Source organism: Microcosmobacter mediterraneus (assembly GCF_031846265.1).
GTDB lineage: Bacteria > Bacteroidota > Bacteroidia > Flavobacteriales > Flavobacteriaceae > Microcosmobacter > Microcosmobacter mediterraneus.
This window is the reverse complement of record NZ_JAVRIA010000006.1, coordinates 31,616-48,555: the sequence shown is the minus strand read 5'-3', so window position 1 is coordinate 48,555 and position 16,940 is coordinate 31,616. Positions and strand designations below refer to the sequence as shown.

Genomic DNA, 16,940 nt, shown 5'->3' with positions numbered 1-16,940 from the left:
TAACCTAAAAATAAATGAATAATTTAGATTACGGCATAATAGGAAATTGCCAAAGTGCAGCAATTATATCAAAAAATGGTTCTATTGATTGGTGTTGTTTGCCAAAATTTGATTCGCCATCTGTTTTTGCAAAACTCTTAGACGAAGAACTTGGAGGCACTTTTGGCTTTAAAACTGATGATAGTTATACCATTTCTCAGCATTATTTAGAGGACACAGCAATTTTAATTACCAAGTTTAGTAATGGGTTAGATTGTTTTGAGTTGCACGATTTTATGCCCAGGTATTATAAATCTCAAAATTTATATCATAAACCTCCTGAAGTAATAAGAGTGCTTAAATATGTTTCTGGTAAACCTAGTTTTAAGGTTGAGTACAACCCAAAGTTAGAATATGCTAAAGGTGTTACAGAAACCTTTATTAAGCCAGATTTTATTGTTAGTCTTAGTGAGGATGAGTCTTATGACACCTTGTTTTTGTATACTAATTTAGATTTTAACTCAGTTGTAAATGGGTCAGAAATTACTTTAGAGAAGGATGGATTTTTATGGTTTAGTTATAATGAAAAATTAGTTACTCCTAGTGCTAAGGATGCTCATAGGGAATATGAACGTACTAAAGTTTATTGGCTTAATTGGATGGAGCGCACTTCATCCTATGAACAGTATAATGATATTATTAGTAGAAGTGCTATAACTTTGAAATTATTGAGCTATGATAAAACTGGTGCAGTACTTGCAGCCGCAACTACTAGTTTACCCGAAACAATAGGAGAAGTTAGAAATTGGGATTATCGATTTTGTTGGATAAGAGATGCTTCAATGGTAATTAAAGTAATGTCTCAGTTGGGTCATAAAAATATTGCTAGACGCTATCTTAACTTTATTATTGGCTTGTTGCCAGATAAAGATGAAAAGCTTCAAATTATGTATGGAATTAGTGGTGAAAAAAAGCTAACTGAAGAAACCTTAGACCATCTTAAAGGATATCATAACTCTAAACCAGTAAGAATAGGTAACGCAGCATACAAACAAAAGCAAAATGATATTTATGGTATTTTAATGGATGTTATTTATCAATTACTTTTCAATTTTAAAAATGATGTAGAACATCGAGAAGAGTTATGGACTCTCGCCAAAGGCATAGTTTGGGTTGTAAGTAAACACTGGACAGAACCTGATAAAGGAATATGGGAATTTAGAAAAGAAGATCGTCATTTTACATTTTCTAAGATACTTTGTTGGACAGCTGTAGATAAAGCTATAAAGGTTGCAGATTTATTAGGGAAAACCTCTAAGAAAGCTCGTTGGCAATTGTTAGAGGAAACTATACACCATGATATTATGACGAATGCATGGAATGATGAAATACAAGCATTTACCCAAGCCTATGGTTTTAAAGATCTGGATGCTTCTGTTCTTTTAATGGAGTCATATGGATTCATAGATGCCAAACACCCAAAATTTGTGAGTACCGTTAAAGCTATTGAAAAAGACCTTTGTTACGAAGGCTTATTGTATCGCTATAAGAATAAAGACGATTTTGGATTACCTTCTTCCTCATTTACCATTTGCACATTTTGGTTTATCAATAGTCTATACAAGATTGGAGAAGAATCAAGGGCTATAGAAATGTTCAATACGTTATTAAGTTATAGTAATCACCTTGGATTATTTAGTGAAGATATAGATTTTAAAACGAAACGTCTTTTAGGTAATTTCCCTCAAGCTTATTCGCATTTGGCGCTTATAGAAACCGCAATTAACTTATCATCTGGTGTAAAAAAGAAAAAATTAAAGAGTATAGTTAGATAATATTTCTTTACTAAGGCTAAAGAGTGATTATTCAAAAGATTATAATGTATTAGTCTTTTTTATAATTAAATTTCATGGTTTCCGTTTTATCATTCTCTTTAATATCTACATAGACATTCATTTCTTTTTCAGATACTTTTTCGAAAGTCATACCTTCAAAAACCACTTTAGTTTTGGTGATATATTTTAAAGGGAAATCAACGGTTTCGTCTTTGGTTTCCCAACCTTTTAGCTCTCCATCAAAATGTTTGAGTTGCAGTACTAAAGAGTTTTCTATCTCTCTTATAATTTCTATTTCGTAGAATTGCACTTTGCCATCTGCAACGAGTTTAAAGGTTGCCATCATAGAGCCACCAGAGGGTTTGCTCCAAATTTCTTCGGTTTGTCCTCCAAAAGCTTCACCATGCCAAGTTCCAGAGATCCAAGCGATGTTTTCTAGTTTAGGTTCTAGTTTGGTTTCTTCTTGAGCTTTACAAGAGAAACTTATCATAAATATGCAATAAGCGAGTATTTGTACTTTCATAATTAAGATAATTTATTTTAAATAGTTCTCGACTCCGCTCGAACAGAAAATTATTTATGGTTTTGTTGCTTCAATGATTTCATCAATTAACTTATCGGTTTCAATACAGCGTTCTTTAAGTTGATATGCATACCAGAGATAATTGTCTATATAATTTTCAAATTCTATATCTTGAAACAAAAGATAATAATCTGGCTTTACTTTTGATTTTCCAGTCCATGAATAACCACTATACACATCCATTTGTTTAAAGGAAATTTTGTCTAATAAATAAGGTATAAACTTGTCATTTGCCCAAGCGTCAAATTTTGTTATACGAGTTTTTCTGATTTCAGAAAGTGAGTTCCACTTATAGAGTAAGTCTGTAATGTTTTCATTTTTTAAAAGGTTTAGTTTTCCGCTTTGCATAATGTTTTTAATGGTATTGTCTGCAAAAGCCATTTCACTACTTCCAAAACACTCATATAGTATACTGTCTAAATTATGTTTATTTAGTTCTTTTTTTGAAGAGCCAATTAAATTCATAACTCTTTGTTGTGATTTACACGTACCATTAATATCAAGCAAAAATTGTTTTAAAGTTTTTTTATTTTCTTTAAAATCGGCATGGAGTTTAGCGATTACATCCTTTTCTTCTTTGTCTTCTAAGCGATTGTTGTTCCAGTTATTGACTTGCAAAGCCAAAAGGATACCAATCATAACTAGGATGATTTCACCAATAGCATATTTTAAATATTTACCCATTTTATTTCCTTGAATTAATGAACGACGTATATGACGGAAGAACTTAATCATTTAATTGATATAAAAGTTTTAAAACTAATTCGGTTTGTTTTAACACATCGTTTGTAAGTTCAATATATCTGTTAATAGTATAGGTTTCTTGGCTTAAAAAGGAAATCATATCTTTTGGTAAGTCTTTAGTATTTGTGTTATCCCAAAGGGATTTATAAATAGCTCCTGAACTAAAACGACCAAATGAATGAGGATACTTTAGACCAATATTTTCAAGATACTTAAATAAGTATTCAGAATTTCCATCTTGCACTGCTTGCTCAAAACCTTGAAGTCTATTTAGTTCCATTAATTCAGTTCTTATGTTTTTATCTAGTAAATCAATGTTTCCACTTGAGATTAATAAATTAAAACTGTTTGTATTATAAACGTTTGTAATTCTAACTCCTGAAAATGCATTTGAAAAGAGCTCAATAATATTTTTGTAATTATTCTTATGGCTTAAGATAATACTGTCGGAAATTGTACCAATACGATCGAGTCTTACGTTATTTCTTAATAGCCTTGCATTTAATTGAGTTGTATCCTTAGTAAAGTCATTTATAAGGGAAGTAACATATTCGTTTTTTAATGTCTTTTTTTTCTGTTGTTCATTCCAATTATTGACTTGTAAGGCGAGAAGTATACCTATCATTACTAAGGTAATTTCGCCAATGGCGTATTTAAAGTATCTGCCCATTTTATTTTGTTCTAAAAGTGATTTACGAATATGTCTAAAAAACTTGATCATGATAGTTTGTCTCCTCGATTGCAGTCGAGAGGTTTTAAATAGGTCTCGACTGCGCTCGACCTGACATTGCGCATATGTCTAAAGAATTTTATCATATAACTTAATTAAAAACTAATCCAGATTTTTCTTTTTCTGTTCTTTAATATACATAGCAATAACTTTTATAAGTACTCGTAAAATTAGTGCTGCTGCAACCAGGTAAATGATGGTTTTGGTTTCCATATAGTTAGTTGTTTTTTATGATTTAGTTTTGAGATGATATCTAATACTTCTAAACAAACTTAAGCATGAGATTGATGCATTGTTCAATTGAGCAATTGCTTTTTAAAAAATTATATACTATAATATCCTATATTGAGATTCCTAATCGTCCAAATAAATTTGTTTGAACTCTATCGGAATGACAAGTTACATGTTTGGCTAGGGTTTATTTTGCAGAATAACTTAATCATCACTAACCAATTTGGCCATCATCATTAATGTCTTTACCAGAGCGCTCTTCTAGGATTTTTAATGTTTTAAGGAGTAAGGCTTTGGTTTTAGATAAATCGTCCTCTAAATCAGCAATTCTGCCTTCTAAAGATTCTGCTTTTCCTTTTTGTTCTTCGAGTTCGTTTTGTTGGATTAAATCCCAGAATAGTCCCATGATGGTTTGTTTTTAGAAAGTAGGGTCAGTGTAAATAGAGTTGGTGATTAATTATTTGTATATAAATATATTGAATTGTTACATCATTGAATGAAAGTAACCTTTATTATCTTTCCGTTTTCTACTTCGTAAATGGCTACAGCATTAAATATTTGTCCATTGGCAGTAACTTGTTCTTCATCTATAACCTTATTACCAATAACAATACGTTTTTTTATAAAAGCGTTTAAATCTGGCGTGCGCTCAAACCAATCTAAGTAGCCTTCTCGCATTGCTTTTTTACCCTCAGTTTGCAGTGTGTTGGGATAAGCATATAATTTTACATTGTCAGCATAGTCTTTCATAAAGGCATCGATATCTCTGGCATTATAGGCATCTAGATTTCGTTGAACAATAGATTCTACATCTGAAGTTGAGGTTGAATTAGAATCTGAATTTGAAACAGATTCTGTGTCAGTATTTTCTTCATTAGAAGTTGGTAATGCTCCAATTTCTGCAGCTACTAATAATTTATTTGATATAGAATTTCCTGTAATTCTGGAAATATTTTTGATTCCATATTCTGATAAATCTATAATTTCTTTCCAGTTATTATCTTTATTTATAGTAAGCTTATAGAGCTTATTGTCTTTTCCCATAAGCATATCACCATTGATCAACCAACACATATCTTCAACACCTTTAATGGTATTTGCTATTACTTTGGTGTCACCAGTTACAGGGTTTAAAGATTTTATGGTCCAAGTGGCATTTTCTTTAGAAATAAAACTCACCAAATTACTATTAGGTATTTTATGGAAAGAGCGACCAACATTGGTAGCATATTTGCGATTCCAACCTTCTTTAATATTTGAAACATAGAGGTTTAGATTTTGTTCTTCAATAACTGCAGATACCACTGTATGCTCATCGTACCATGTGTAATAGGCCACAACTAAGTCTGAAATGAGCTCAGTAGATTCACCATTACTTAGGCTATAACTATATAATCGTTGTTTACCATCTTTATCTAAGCGTACTGCAGAAACTGCATTTTTCTTTGGAATTTTTAGAGGTGTATACTCTCCACCTTCAGTAAAATTAACCCAAGTTTTGGTGTCGTAATTTGCTCTATAAGAAACAATATCTGTTTGTCCTCCACGAGTTGATGCAAATAATATTTGATTATCATTAACAAATGAAGGTTGATTGTCATAACCTTCATTATTGGAAATATTTTTACCTTTTGTAAAGGTGTATTTGCCATTTTTAACCTCGAGATCAAATAGAAAAACTTCGGTGTTTGGTTGTGCAAAAGCAAAAGAAAAACTCAAGAATAAGAGTAATAAAAGAAAGCGTGATTTCATGTTGAATTAGTTTGCTTAAAGTTATAAAATAATAGATGACTTTACCTTAAGACATTCAGCTTCATTTTTCTTTAACAAAATTTTAACAAAACCACCTTCTTCATTTTTTCGTAAGTGTTGGTGAGAACAAAAAATCAATAATTCTAAAATCTCAACTATTATGAAAAAATCAAATTATTTAGTAGGAATTGGATTGCTAGCAGTAATCAGTTTCTTTACAATTGCAGCAGATCATATCGATGCGCCAGCAGTTGCAGGTGGTACAAGTGATATCACAGATTTCTATGCCTTTCAAGGCGAAAGCAACAACAATATTGTATTTGTTGCAAATTTACAAGGCCTTCTGAGTCCAACGGCTACAGCAGGAGCTGCATTTGATGAAAATGTACTTATCGAATTTAATATTGACAACACAGGAGACAATGTCGAAGATTTAGTTATCCAAGCAATTCCTCGTGATGGCATTATGTATTTCTTTGGTCCAATTTCACCATCATCTACAGGATTAAACAGTATTGTAGAAACTACAGATGTACAAGGTCAAGTAGCTATTACACCTTATGGTACAGATGCTATAATTGGTACAAGCTCTGGGATGAGCTACTTCGCTGGCCCAAGAGATGATCCATTCTTTATGGATTTTGCACAATACTCTGAGATTATAATGGGAAATGCAACAGGATTTAACAACCCAGGAAGTGACACTTTTGCTGGTAGTAATGTTATGTCTGTGGTTGTAGAGGTTCCAAAATCTATGATTGGTGGCTCAGGAACAATCAATACTTGGGTTGAAGCCAAAAGAAAACAATAAAAAGAACTAATAAAATTATAAAACAAAAGATTATGAAATCTAATTATATAAAAACACTATTAATTTTTGCACTAGCTGTATTTATAGTAAACTGTAGCAGTGACGATGACGCACCAATGGGTCCAACAGGACCAAATTTTTCAGGAACCTATGCACAAAGTGATCAAATGGGAAGACCAGCAGTAAATACTGTATTTGTGTCTTCTGCAAGTAAAGATCAGTTTAACACCACAATTCCATCACAACAAAACGGATCGTTTCAAGCGATGTTTCAAGCTAATTTAGAAGCTTTGAGTCCTGCTTATGCAAATCCAAGTGATGCGAATGCCTTAGGTTTAGACTCAGCTGCATTTACAGGATTATTAGCTACAGATGTACTTAATGTTTCCTTAGATGGCACTACAACATTTTTTGATGGTACAAATGTGTTAACAGGAAGAGCATTGTCAGACGATGTAATTACTGTAGAGTTACTACTCATTTTTGGAGGTGAAGATTTCTCAGAAAATCCTACACTGTCAAATGATAATGTAGATGCAAATGATAAAACATTTTTAAGTTCGTTCCCATATCTAGCTACACCTTGGTAGTAGCCTATTATTAGAGAAAGAGTGCGATTAACCGCTAAGACTATCGTACTCTTTTTATTAAACTAAAAAATCACACTCATGAAAACAATTATTAACATTCTAATCCTATTCCTTCTAGGTAGCTTATTACAGAATTGCGCTACCGAAAACGAAAAAATTACCTCAAAAGAAGATTATAATACCTACCTAAATTCAGAAAAACAAAAGAGTTTAGAGCAAGCGATTGCTGAATATAAATTTTGGGAAGAAAAGCTAGACAAGACACCTAATCAGTTTCCATATATTGCAAAAATGGCAGCTGCAAAAACACAGTTGTTTACTGCTACAGGCGAAATCAGTCATTTAAATGAAGCTGAAGCTTTACTCCTTAATCTCAATAAGAAAACTAAGTTTGAAAATGCAGGCTACCTTAGAAGCTTAGCAAGAAACTACATTTCACAACATCAATTTAGTAAAGCACTAGAAGCTTTGCTTAAAGCCGAAAAGAACGGCGAAAATCTAGAAGGCACTCAAAAAATGTTATTTGATGTGTATTTAGAACTAGGTAATATCTCACAAGCAAAACATTATTTGTTAACTATTAAGAATTTTAGCGATTTTGATTACCTCATAAGGCTATCTAAGTATAATGATCATGAAGGAGATTTAGATGCAGCTATAACCTATCTTGAAAAAGCTAAGACCATTGCAGAATCCTCAAATATTGATTCGGCTAAACAATGGACATATACCAATTTAGCAGACTATTATGGACATGCAGGACGCATTAAAGATTCTTATAATCATTATTTGAAAGCCTTAAAAATAGACCCTGAAGACGCCTATGCCAAAAAAGGTATTGCATGGATTGTATATTCTTACGAGAGAAATCCAGGTGAAGCTTTGCGCATTCTAAATTCTATTTCTAATAATCATAACACTCCAGATTATGCTTTATTAAAAGCTGAAATACTAGAATTTATGGAAAATGATAAAGGCGCAGAAGAACAGCTTAATACATTTCAAGACCAGGTGGCTAATGTTGCTTATGGCGAAATGTACAATGCTTATAAAATAGAGTTATGGGCAGAAGATCCGAATACAGTAAAGGATGCCATTACTCTGGCAGAGAAAGAAATTAAGTTACGTCCTACAGCCCAAGCTTATGATTTATTGGCTTGGAGTTATTTTAAAAATAATGAAGTAGATAAAGCCTATAAGCTCATAAATGAACATGTTATTGGGCACACCTTTGAACCTGTGGCGCAATTTCATATTGCCAAAATATTAAAAGCAAAAGGTCAAGTTCAAGAAGCAAAGAAAATAAAGAAAGAACTTTTAAGTAGTCTCTATGAATTAGGACCTACTATGGAACAAGATATTAAGAGCATTTAATATACTTTGTTACACTAATATATTTAAATGGATATAAGATTATTTTATGTCAGGAACACCCTTTTTTATCAAAGCAAGCTTAACATATACCTTTTAATTATGAGGGAATTTAAAATTATTTGGGTTGATTGATTAATAAAAATGCTTTGAAAGGGAAATTTTTGACTAAACATTTTTGAGTGATTTTAGAGTTTAGTTGATTGTTAGACACCTGCGCGAAAGCGTAGGTGTTTTTTATTTGATATTAAATTTATTATAATTAGTTACTTATATTAAATTGTTCTTATGAATTACTATCACATTCAAAAAATTAATAGACTTGGAAGAGAATGGTCAATTAATGAAATAATAGATACTAGTATTAATTCTGAAAATTCATTTATAAAAGATATTGTTGATTCATTGTCAGATGATTATTATAAAAAATATGGAGATGAAGATATACTTCTTTTTGCTCGCAGTTTATTAAGCAAGGAAAATTGTGATGAAAAGTTTTCAGATTATAGTACTTACAATAATAAGAAACATTTTGAATTTCTAGATCATTGTCGTGTTTATGAAGATTTAGTTTTTAAATTTTTTAAGACAAATCAGCAGTACCTTAAATGGATAAGGGAAGATATTTTTGAAAAAACTAGACTTAAAATTAATCCTGATTTACCATCAAGAAAGAAGGGTATTTGGATTTGTGATATAAATGAATTGCATAGATGGTGGGAAATTTTAAAATCTCAAAATAGGAAAATTTTTAAGATTGAATTAATTGAAGGAAAGACTTTTACTGCTGATGAGAAATATTGCGAGATAAAGAACTTTTCAATTAAAGAATTCGAGGAAAATGCTAACAACTATTGGAACGGAAAAACATCTAAAAACTCAATTATAGAGGTCATATTTGAAGGAAAACTGAAGGTTCTACAATCATATAATTCATTGGAAGAATTAAATGGAAAAGCTAAGAGTTAAGGCGCAACAGTACCTAACGTATACAACTGCTCAAGCGTAGGCGATTCGCTTCCACCTTCTGGTTCTAGTGTAATACCAAAGGCTTCAGAAGCATTTGCATTTGTAATTTCAAAGATCTTATTAGCATCCTCTTTAAAGTTATTTATAGTACCTAAACTCGTTGGTGTTAACGGGTTTAACGTCAGTGACCAAACTTGGTAGACTTTACCCTCAGGAGGTTCTGGTAAGCCTTGTACATCTAAAAAGATGCTATTGTTGGCTTTATCCCAGTACACATTTGCATAACTTTCTGGCGACACTTGCTGTCCACCTAATGGAATAGATAAGATATCTTTATCTCTAAGAATAGTCAGTAAACGTTTGGCTTCGTTGAGATCCGTTTTGGATAATTCTATTTGTTGTTCTAAGAATTGGTTTTCGTTTTCTACAACTCTTAGATTTTCTTGTAGGGCATTCTTTTGATTTAAGTTCCAGAATAATCCAGCACCTAAAATAATGGCAGCAACCCAACCTAGATGTCTTGTCCAGCTAGATGTTTTAGAATCTAAAGGAATGACCTTAGCGTTATCGTCTCCAATTTTAGTCTTAATAGATGTGTACAATACAGAAGAATTAGGTTTAGCTTGCTCAGCAAGTTTTTTGAGCGCAGTTTCAATGCTCAAAACCTCTTGTAGCAACTCAGGATACTGTTGTATGGCATCGTACACCTCCTGATTTTCTTGTTCAGAAAGAGCACCTGCAACATACAGTTCCAAAATCCCAGATTCTATGTAGTCCTTTAAATTCATACACTAAGCATCTCTCGTAATTTGAGGATACAATTTCTATTTCTTGTTTTTACAGTTCCTATTGGTATTTCAAGTGTTTCAGAAGTTTCTCTCTGAGTATACCCCTTAAAATATAGGAGTTCTATAAGTTGTTTACATGTGTCTGCAAGTTTTCCTACAAACTTTTTAATTCCAATGGCATCAGTCTTTCGATCTAAGTTTTCATTAGAGTTTAGTATATCTACGAAAAATTGAGCATCGAGGTTTTGTTTTGATTGTTTGAAATCTTTAGAACGTGCTTTATCAATGGCAGCATTTCTAGCAATGTTTAAAATCCAGGTAAAAAAACGTCCTTTTTTAGCGGAATAGGTATCTGATTTTTGCCACGCTTTTACGAACACATCTTGTAAGATTTCTTGAGCAATGTCATCATTTCTAACAATGTTATAGATTACGCCATGCATACTCTCACTGTACATATTGTAAAGCGTTTCAAATGCAGCTGAATCTTTTTGTTGAAATTTTTTAATGAGTTGCTCTAACTCCATATTGTAAAAGTAGGAAAATTCAAAGCATAAAAAAAGCCATATCTCTAATAAGATATAGGCTTTTTTATCTTGCTATTAATTGGGAGTGTTTTTAGTTTAAAAGCAATATTTATTTTCTGCTTTAACTTTTTCTGCAATGGTGTTACGCAATGCAACAACATTTGGCTGATTAACGTATTTTGTAAAACGTTTAAGTCCCATAAGCATCATGCGTTGTTCATCACCTTCTGCAAAGGATACAATACCTTCTTTAGCATTCTTTTGAATAATATCTACAGCGTTATATAAATACAACTTAGCCATAGCTATTTGTACTTTTTGAGCATCTTCACCAAAACGTTTTGCGTTTTTCTCAGTTCTTAAGATTGTGGACTCTGCCATATAAACTTCAATTAATATATTAGAAGCAGCCATTAGTAATTGTTGATGTTGTTCTAAATCTGGCCCAAATTTCTGTACTGCAGAACCAGCAACCATTAAGAATACTTTTTTAAGTTTACTAATAAGTTCCTTTTCCTCTGAAAACAATTCAGAATAATCTGGAGTATCAAAGGACGGAATTCCCATGAGTTCCTCAGCAACTTTCATGGCAGGATCTAATAAATCTACATGTCCTTTCATTGCTTTTTTAACGAGCATACCAACAGAAAGCATTCGGTTTATTTCATTAGTACCTTCATAAATTCTTGCAATACGAGCATCTCTCCAAGCAGCTTCCATAGGTGTTTCTTCTGAGAATCCCATACCACCGAAAATCTGAATGCCTTCATCTGCACAGTTTTGCACATCTTCAGACACAGCTACTTTAAGTATAGAACATTCTATAGCGTACTCTTCAACACCTTTAAGCTCTGCCTCTTGGTGTGTGTTGCCTGCAGCAACTCGCATGGCTATGCGATCTTCAATATTTTTGGCTGCTCTATATGAAGCAGATTCACCTGCATAGGCACTAGTAGTCATTTCTGCTAATTTAGCTTTGATGGCACCAAAGTCTGCTATAGGTGTTTTAAATTGTTTACGTTCGTTTGCATATGCAATAGCGCTTGTAGTAATTCGTCTTTGAGAATCTAAACACGCCGCAGCTAATTTAATACGTCCAACGTTTAAAGCGTTCATGGCTATTTTAAAACCATTGCCTCTTTCGGATAGCATATTCTCAACAGGGACCATGCAATCATTAAAGAATACTTGTCGTGTAGACGAAGCACGAATACCTAATTTATGTTCCTCTTCACCTAAAGTGATTCCGTTTTCTTGATCATTTTCTACAATAAAACCTGTGATATTTTTATCGTCTTCAATCCTAGCAAATACAATGAATAACTTACAGAAACCTGCATTAGAAATCCACATTTTCTGACCATTGATTTTGTAATGTTTCCCATCTTCAGTAAGTTCGGCTGTTGTTTTACCTGAGTTTGCATCACTTCCTGCTCCTGGTTCAGTTAAACAATAGGCACCAAACCATTCTCCTGTTGCCAATTGCGGAACATATTTTTGTTTTTGCTCTTCAGTTCCGTATAAGGTAATTGGCATTGTACCAATACCAGTATGCGCACCAAATGCTGTACTAAATGAACCAGTTCCACTAGAAATGTAATCACACACTAACATTGTTGATACAAATCCCATTCCTAATCCACCATACTCTTCAGGTACAGCTACACCTAAAAATCCAAGTTCACCAGCTTTACGCATGCATTCTTCGGTTAAGGCATAATCTTTGGCCTCAAAGCGTGCTTTATGCGGAATAACTTCACGATCATTAAATTCAATAACCGCTTCTTTCATCATTTGTTGTTCCTCAGAAAAATCTTCTGGTGTAAATACATCTTCACAGTTAGTTTCTTTAACTAAAAATTGACCGCCTCTTAGTATATCTTTTTCTAAAGTTTCCATTTGCTTTTATTTTTTATCTTTAATTTAAAAATTCAAATATTCCTGCGGCACCTTGTCCAGTACCAACACACATAGTTACCATACCATATTTGCCTTGCATATTACGTTTACGCATTTCATCAAATAATTGTACCGAAAGTTTTGCTCCTGTACAGCCAAGAGGATGTCCCAATGCTATAGCTCCACCATTTACATTTACAATGTCTTGGTTAAGGTCTAATTCCCTCATTACTGCCAAGGATTGAGAGGCAAAGGCTTCATTTAATTCAATAAGGCTAATATCATCTTGTTTTATACCTGCTTGTTTTAGTGCTTTTGGAATTGCTGCAACTGGTCCTATTCCCATGATTCTTGGTGGTACACCTGCTGCTGCATAACTTACCATTCTTGCAATAGGCTTAAGATTTAATTCTTTAACCATGTCTTCACTCATAACCATAACAAAAGCAGCACCATCACTTGTTTGTGATGAGTTACCTGCAGTAACACTACCTCCTGCAGCAAATACAGGTCTTAATCTTTGTAAACCTTCAATATTAGATCCTTTACGTGGTCCTTCATCTTTAGTTACAGTGTAAGAACGTGTTGAACGTTTACCTTTAGCATCGATGTAAGTTTCTTCGACTTCTATTGGTGCTATCTGATCTTGAAACCGATCTTCTTCTTGAGCTTTTAGGGCTTTTAAATGAGAGTTTAATGCAAACTCATCTTGATCTTCTCTAGATACATTAAATTTTTGAGCAACCTCTTCTGCTGTATTTCCCATTCCCCAATAGTAATCTGCATTTCCTGAAGCTACAGTGTCGTAGTTTAGTTCGGGTTTAAAACCTGTCATAGGAACTGAACTCATACTTTCAACACCACCAGCTATAATGCATTCAGCCATTCCTGATTGAATTTTTGCAACAGCCATTCCTATGGTTTCTAATCCTGAAGAGCAAAAACGGTTTACTGTTACTCCTGGTACATCTTCAATTTTTAATCCCATTAATGAGATTAATCTTGCCATGTTTAATCCTTGAGAACCTTCAGGCATAGCATTACCTACTATGACATCATCTATTCGTTTTTTATCAAATTCAGGTAACTGCTCCATCATATAGGCAATAGTTTCAGCTGCCAATTCATCAGCTCTTTTAAACCTGAAAGCACCTTTTTTAGATTTACCTACTGCAGTTCTATATCCTTTAACTATATATGCTGTTTTCATTTCTTTAGTTTCTTAATGGTTTCCCTTTAGTTAACATATGTTGAATACGCTCTAACGTTTTACGCTCTGTACAAAGACTTAAAAATGCTTCGCGTTCTAAGTCTAGTAAATACTGTTCAGAGACTCTTGTTGGTTCTGATAGATCACCACCAGCCATCACATAAGCTAATTTATTGGCGATTTTTTGGTCATGTTCCGAAATATATCTTGATGCATGCATAGAATCTGTTCCAACCATAAAAGCTCCTAGAGCTTGTTTTCCAAGAACTAGAATATCATTACGCATAGGTTTTTGAGAGTAACCAGCCTCAGCCATCAATAAAGCATGTTTTTTAGCTTCAGCAATTTGTCTGTCTTTGTTAACTACGATAACATCTTTACCTTTTTGGAGCACATTCATATCAAATGCTTCATAAGCCGAAGTCGCAACTTTTGCCATACCAACAGTTAAAAAATGTTCTTGCAATACATTAAGCTGTACATCTCCTTTGTGGAATAGATCTTGAGCTCTTAGAGCCATTTCCTTAGATCCACCACCACCAGGAATAACACCTACACCAAACTCTACAAGTCCAATGTAAGTTTCGGCAGCAGCTACAACTTTATCAGCATGCATAGACAATTCACAACCACCACCAAGAGTCATGCCGTGAGGAGCAGCAACAGTTGGTATTGCAGAATAACGCATACGCATCATGGTATCTTGGAAATATTTTATAGCCATGTTAAGCTCATCGTATTCTTGCTCAACAGCCATCATAAATATCATTCCAATATTAGCTCCTACAGAAAAGTTAGCACCTTGGTTTCCAATCACTAAACCTTCAAAGTCTTTCTCAGCTAAATCGACAGCTTTATTTAAGCCAGCTAAAACATCACCTCCAATGGTATTCATTTTAGATTGAAATTCGCAGTTTAATATGCCATCACCTAAATCTTCTATGACAACTCCGGAATTCTTAAATACTTCGTTTGATTTTCTGATATTATCTAGAATGATAAACGCATCTTGTCCAGGAATTTTTTCTTGTGTTTTAGTAGGAATATTGTAAGCGTAAGTTGCGCCATCTTTGATTGTATAAAATGAGCTACTACCTGAAGCCAACATATCATTTACCCAAGCAGCAGGCTCTAAACCTTCTGCTTTCATAATTTCTATTGCAGCTTCAACACCAATGGCATCCCAAATTTGAAAAGGACCATGTTCCCAACCAAATCCTGCTTTCATAGCATCATCTATCTTATACAAATCGTCAGTAATCTCTGGTATACGGTTGGATACATAAGCAAATAATGCAGCAAAACTTTTTCTGTAGAATTCGCCTGCTTTATCTTTTCCTTTAACTAACACTTTAAAGCGATCAACAACTTTGTCAATAGATTTAGTAAGCTCTAGAGTTGCAAATTTTGCACGTTTCTTTTCTCTGTATTCTAAAGTGTTAAGGTCCAAGGATAAAATTTCTTTTTTACCTTCAGCATTAACAGTTTTCTTGTAAAAACCTTGTTTAGTCTTACTTCCTAACCATTTATTTTCCATCATGGTGTTAATGAAATCTGGTAGTTTAAATAACTCATGACGCTCATCATCTGGGCAATTGTCATATATACCATTGGCAACATGTACCAAAGTATCGAGTCCTACGACATCTACAGTTCTAAATGTTGCAGATTTTGGTCGTCCAATAACTGGACCTGAAAGCTTATCAACTTCCTCAATGGTTAAGTCTAAATCTTTAACAGCATGGAATAAACTTTGAATTGAGAAAATACCTATTCTGTTACCAATAAATGCTGGTGTATCTTTTGCAATTACAGAAGTTTTACCTAAGAATTGTTCTCCATAACCGTTTAAAAATTCTAAAACAGATGGATCTGTTTTTGGTCCAGGAATGATTTCAAATAATTTTAAATAACGCGCTGGATTGAAGAAGTGAGTTCCACAGAAATGCCTCTGAAAATCTTCACTGCGACCTTCACTCATAAACTTAATAGGAATACCAGAAGTGTTAGATGTTATTAAAGTTCCTGGAGTTCTATACTTCTCAAGTTTTTCAAACACTTGTTGTTTAATGTCTAAACGTTCAACAACAACTTCCATAATCCAATCTACATTTGCTACTTTTGCAATATCATCTTCCAAATTACCTGTAGTAATTCTGTTTTTAAATGATTGATGATAAATCGGTGAAGGCTTGGATTTTAAAGATGCTGCTAGCGCCTCGTTTACAAGACGATTTCTAACAACTTTATCTTCTAGTGTAAGTCCTTTAGCTTTTTCTTTGGCATTAAGTTCTCTTGGAACAATGTCTAATAATAGAACATCTATTCCAATATTAGCAAAATGACAAGCGATACCGCTTCCCATAATTCCTGAACCTATAATGGCTATCTTTTTAATTCTTCGTTTGCTCATTATTTAATGACGATTTCTTTTTGGTTATATATTTTTTTATTGGATATCATATTATTAATCAATTCTGCTACCTCATAGAATCCATTAAGCTGATCTTCAGTAATATTTTCCCTAATTGTTTCATTAAAGGTTAAAACACGTTCTCTAGAATACTCACGTTTTTCTTTGCCAAAATCAGTTAAATAAATGAGAACTCCTCTGCCATCTTCTGGATTTGGTTTTCTGATGATTAAGCCTTTTTCTTCCATAGTTTTGAGAGTTCTCGAAAGGCTTGTGGCTTCCATTCCCATTTTAGGTCCAAGAGATGTGGAGGGTGTACCATTTTCAGGATCGATACTTAGTAGGGCAAAACCAGTAGCCATAGTACTACCAAATTTAGCGGCTTCTTCGTTGTACATTTTATTGACTGCTAGCCAAGTTGTACGCAACACGTAGTCTATAGTTTTGTCCTTCATAAGAAAAAATTGAAGTCCAAATATACAAAAATTTATTATGCATGCATAATAAA

16 protein-coding genes are annotated in these 16,940 nt (G+C 33.2%); 5 read left to right on the top strand and 11 right to left on the bottom strand.

The features are described from left to right. Positions 1–14 precede the first annotated feature (14 nt). Positions 15–1,814, top strand: coding sequence for a glycoside hydrolase family 15 protein (locus tag RM697_RS10790; protein ID WP_311427905.1), 1,800 nt, complete (start codon positions 15–17; stop codon positions 1,812–1,814). Positions 1,815–1,863: 49 nt separating this feature from the next. Here the strand turns inward: RM697_RS10790 and RM697_RS10785 are convergent, their stop codons facing one another. The 5 genes from RM697_RS10785 to RM697_RS10765 all read right to left on the bottom strand — a co-directional run bounded on the left by RM697_RS10785 (position 1,864) and on the right by RM697_RS10765 (position 5,854). Beyond that, positions 1,864–2,304, bottom strand: a complete 441-nt coding sequence (locus tag RM697_RS10785; RefSeq protein ID WP_311427904.1) for a DUF6265 family protein — start codon at positions 2,302–2,304, stop codon at positions 1,864–1,866. An 87-nt stretch (positions 2,305–2,391) separates the two neighbouring features. Further along, the gene (locus tag RM697_RS10780) at positions 2,392–3,132 is read right to left on the bottom strand and encodes a DUF6090 family protein (RefSeq protein WP_311427903.1); all 741 of its coding nucleotides are present in this window, start codon (positions 3,130–3,132) and stop codon (positions 2,392–2,394) included. Next, complete coding sequence (locus RM697_RS10775) at positions 3,125–3,862, bottom strand: DUF6090 family protein (RefSeq protein ID WP_311427902.1); 738 nt, start codon at positions 3,860–3,862, stop codon at positions 3,125–3,127. Before RM697_RS10775 ends, RM697_RS10780 begins: the two co-directional genes overlap by 8 nt. 454 nt (positions 3,863–4,316) lie before the next feature. Continuing rightward, positions 4,317–4,508: a hypothetical protein gene (locus RM697_RS10770; RefSeq protein WP_311427901.1), complete on the bottom strand. Its 192-nt coding sequence runs from the start codon at positions 4,506–4,508 to the stop codon at positions 4,317–4,319. 83 nt (positions 4,509–4,591) lie between these two features. Continuing rightward, positions 4,592–5,854 (bottom strand): nuclear transport factor 2 family protein, encoded by a 1,263-nt coding sequence (locus RM697_RS10765; RefSeq protein ID WP_311427900.1) that lies wholly within the window; start codon positions 5,852–5,854, stop codon positions 4,592–4,594. Between the two features lie 160 nt (positions 5,855–6,014). Between RM697_RS10765 and RM697_RS10760 the strand changes: the two genes are divergently transcribed. The 4 genes from RM697_RS10760 to RM697_RS10745 all read left to right on the top strand — a co-directional run bounded on the left by RM697_RS10760 (position 6,015) and on the right by RM697_RS10745 (position 9,595). Then, the gene (locus RM697_RS10760; RefSeq protein WP_311427899.1) at positions 6,015–6,665 is read left to right on the top strand and encodes a DUF4331 family protein; all 651 of its coding nucleotides are present in this window, start codon (positions 6,015–6,017) and stop codon (positions 6,663–6,665) included. Between the two features lie 32 nt (positions 6,666–6,697). Next, on the top strand, positions 6,698–7,255 hold the full coding sequence (locus RM697_RS10755) for a DUF4331 family protein (protein WP_311427898.1): 558 nt from the start codon (positions 6,698–6,700) through the stop codon (positions 7,253–7,255). A gap of 78 nt (positions 7,256–7,333) precedes the next feature. Beyond that, entirely contained in the window at positions 7,334–8,629 is a 1,296-nt protein-coding gene (locus RM697_RS10750) for a tetratricopeptide repeat protein (RefSeq protein ID WP_311427897.1), read from the top strand. A 285-nt stretch (positions 8,630–8,914) separates the two neighbouring features. Then, the gene (locus tag RM697_RS10745; protein WP_311427896.1) at positions 8,915–9,595 is read left to right on the top strand and encodes a DUF2441 domain-containing protein; all 681 of its coding nucleotides are present in this window, start codon (positions 8,915–8,917) and stop codon (positions 9,593–9,595) included. Here the strand turns inward: RM697_RS10745 and RM697_RS10740 are convergent. From RM697_RS10740 to RM697_RS10715, 6 genes are all read right to left on the bottom strand, one after another. Continuing rightward, a complete protein-coding gene (locus RM697_RS10740) occupies positions 9,592–10,383 on the bottom strand; it encodes an anti-sigma factor (RefSeq protein WP_311427895.1) in 792 nt (263 codons plus the stop codon). The two genes, RM697_RS10745 and RM697_RS10740, sit on opposite strands and share 4 nt — an antisense overlap. Next, entirely contained in the window at positions 10,380–10,910 is a 531-nt protein-coding gene (locus RM697_RS10735) for an RNA polymerase sigma factor (protein WP_311427894.1), read from the bottom strand. Before RM697_RS10735 ends, RM697_RS10740 begins: the two co-directional genes overlap by 4 nt. A gap of 96 nt (positions 10,911–11,006) precedes the next feature. After that, the gene (locus RM697_RS10730; protein ID WP_311427893.1) at positions 11,007–12,809 is read right to left on the bottom strand and encodes an acyl-CoA dehydrogenase FadE; all 1,803 of its coding nucleotides are present in this window, start codon (positions 12,807–12,809) and stop codon (positions 11,007–11,009) included. Positions 12,810–12,828: 19 nt separating this feature from the next. Next, a complete protein-coding gene (locus RM697_RS10725; RefSeq protein ID WP_311427892.1) occupies positions 12,829–14,019 on the bottom strand; it encodes an acetyl-CoA C-acyltransferase in 1,191 nt (396 codons plus the stop codon). Positions 14,020–14,023: 4 nt separating this feature from the next. Then, positions 14,024–16,432: a 3-hydroxyacyl-CoA dehydrogenase NAD-binding domain-containing protein gene (locus tag RM697_RS10720; protein WP_311427891.1), complete on the bottom strand. Its 2,409-nt coding sequence runs from the start codon at positions 16,430–16,432 to the stop codon at positions 14,024–14,026. Beyond that, on the bottom strand, positions 16,432–16,887 hold the full coding sequence (locus RM697_RS10715) for a MarR family winged helix-turn-helix transcriptional regulator (RefSeq protein ID WP_311427890.1): 456 nt from the start codon (positions 16,885–16,887) through the stop codon (positions 16,432–16,434). Before RM697_RS10715 ends, RM697_RS10720 begins: the two co-directional genes overlap by 1 nt. Between the last annotated feature and the right edge of the window lie 53 nt (positions 16,888–16,940).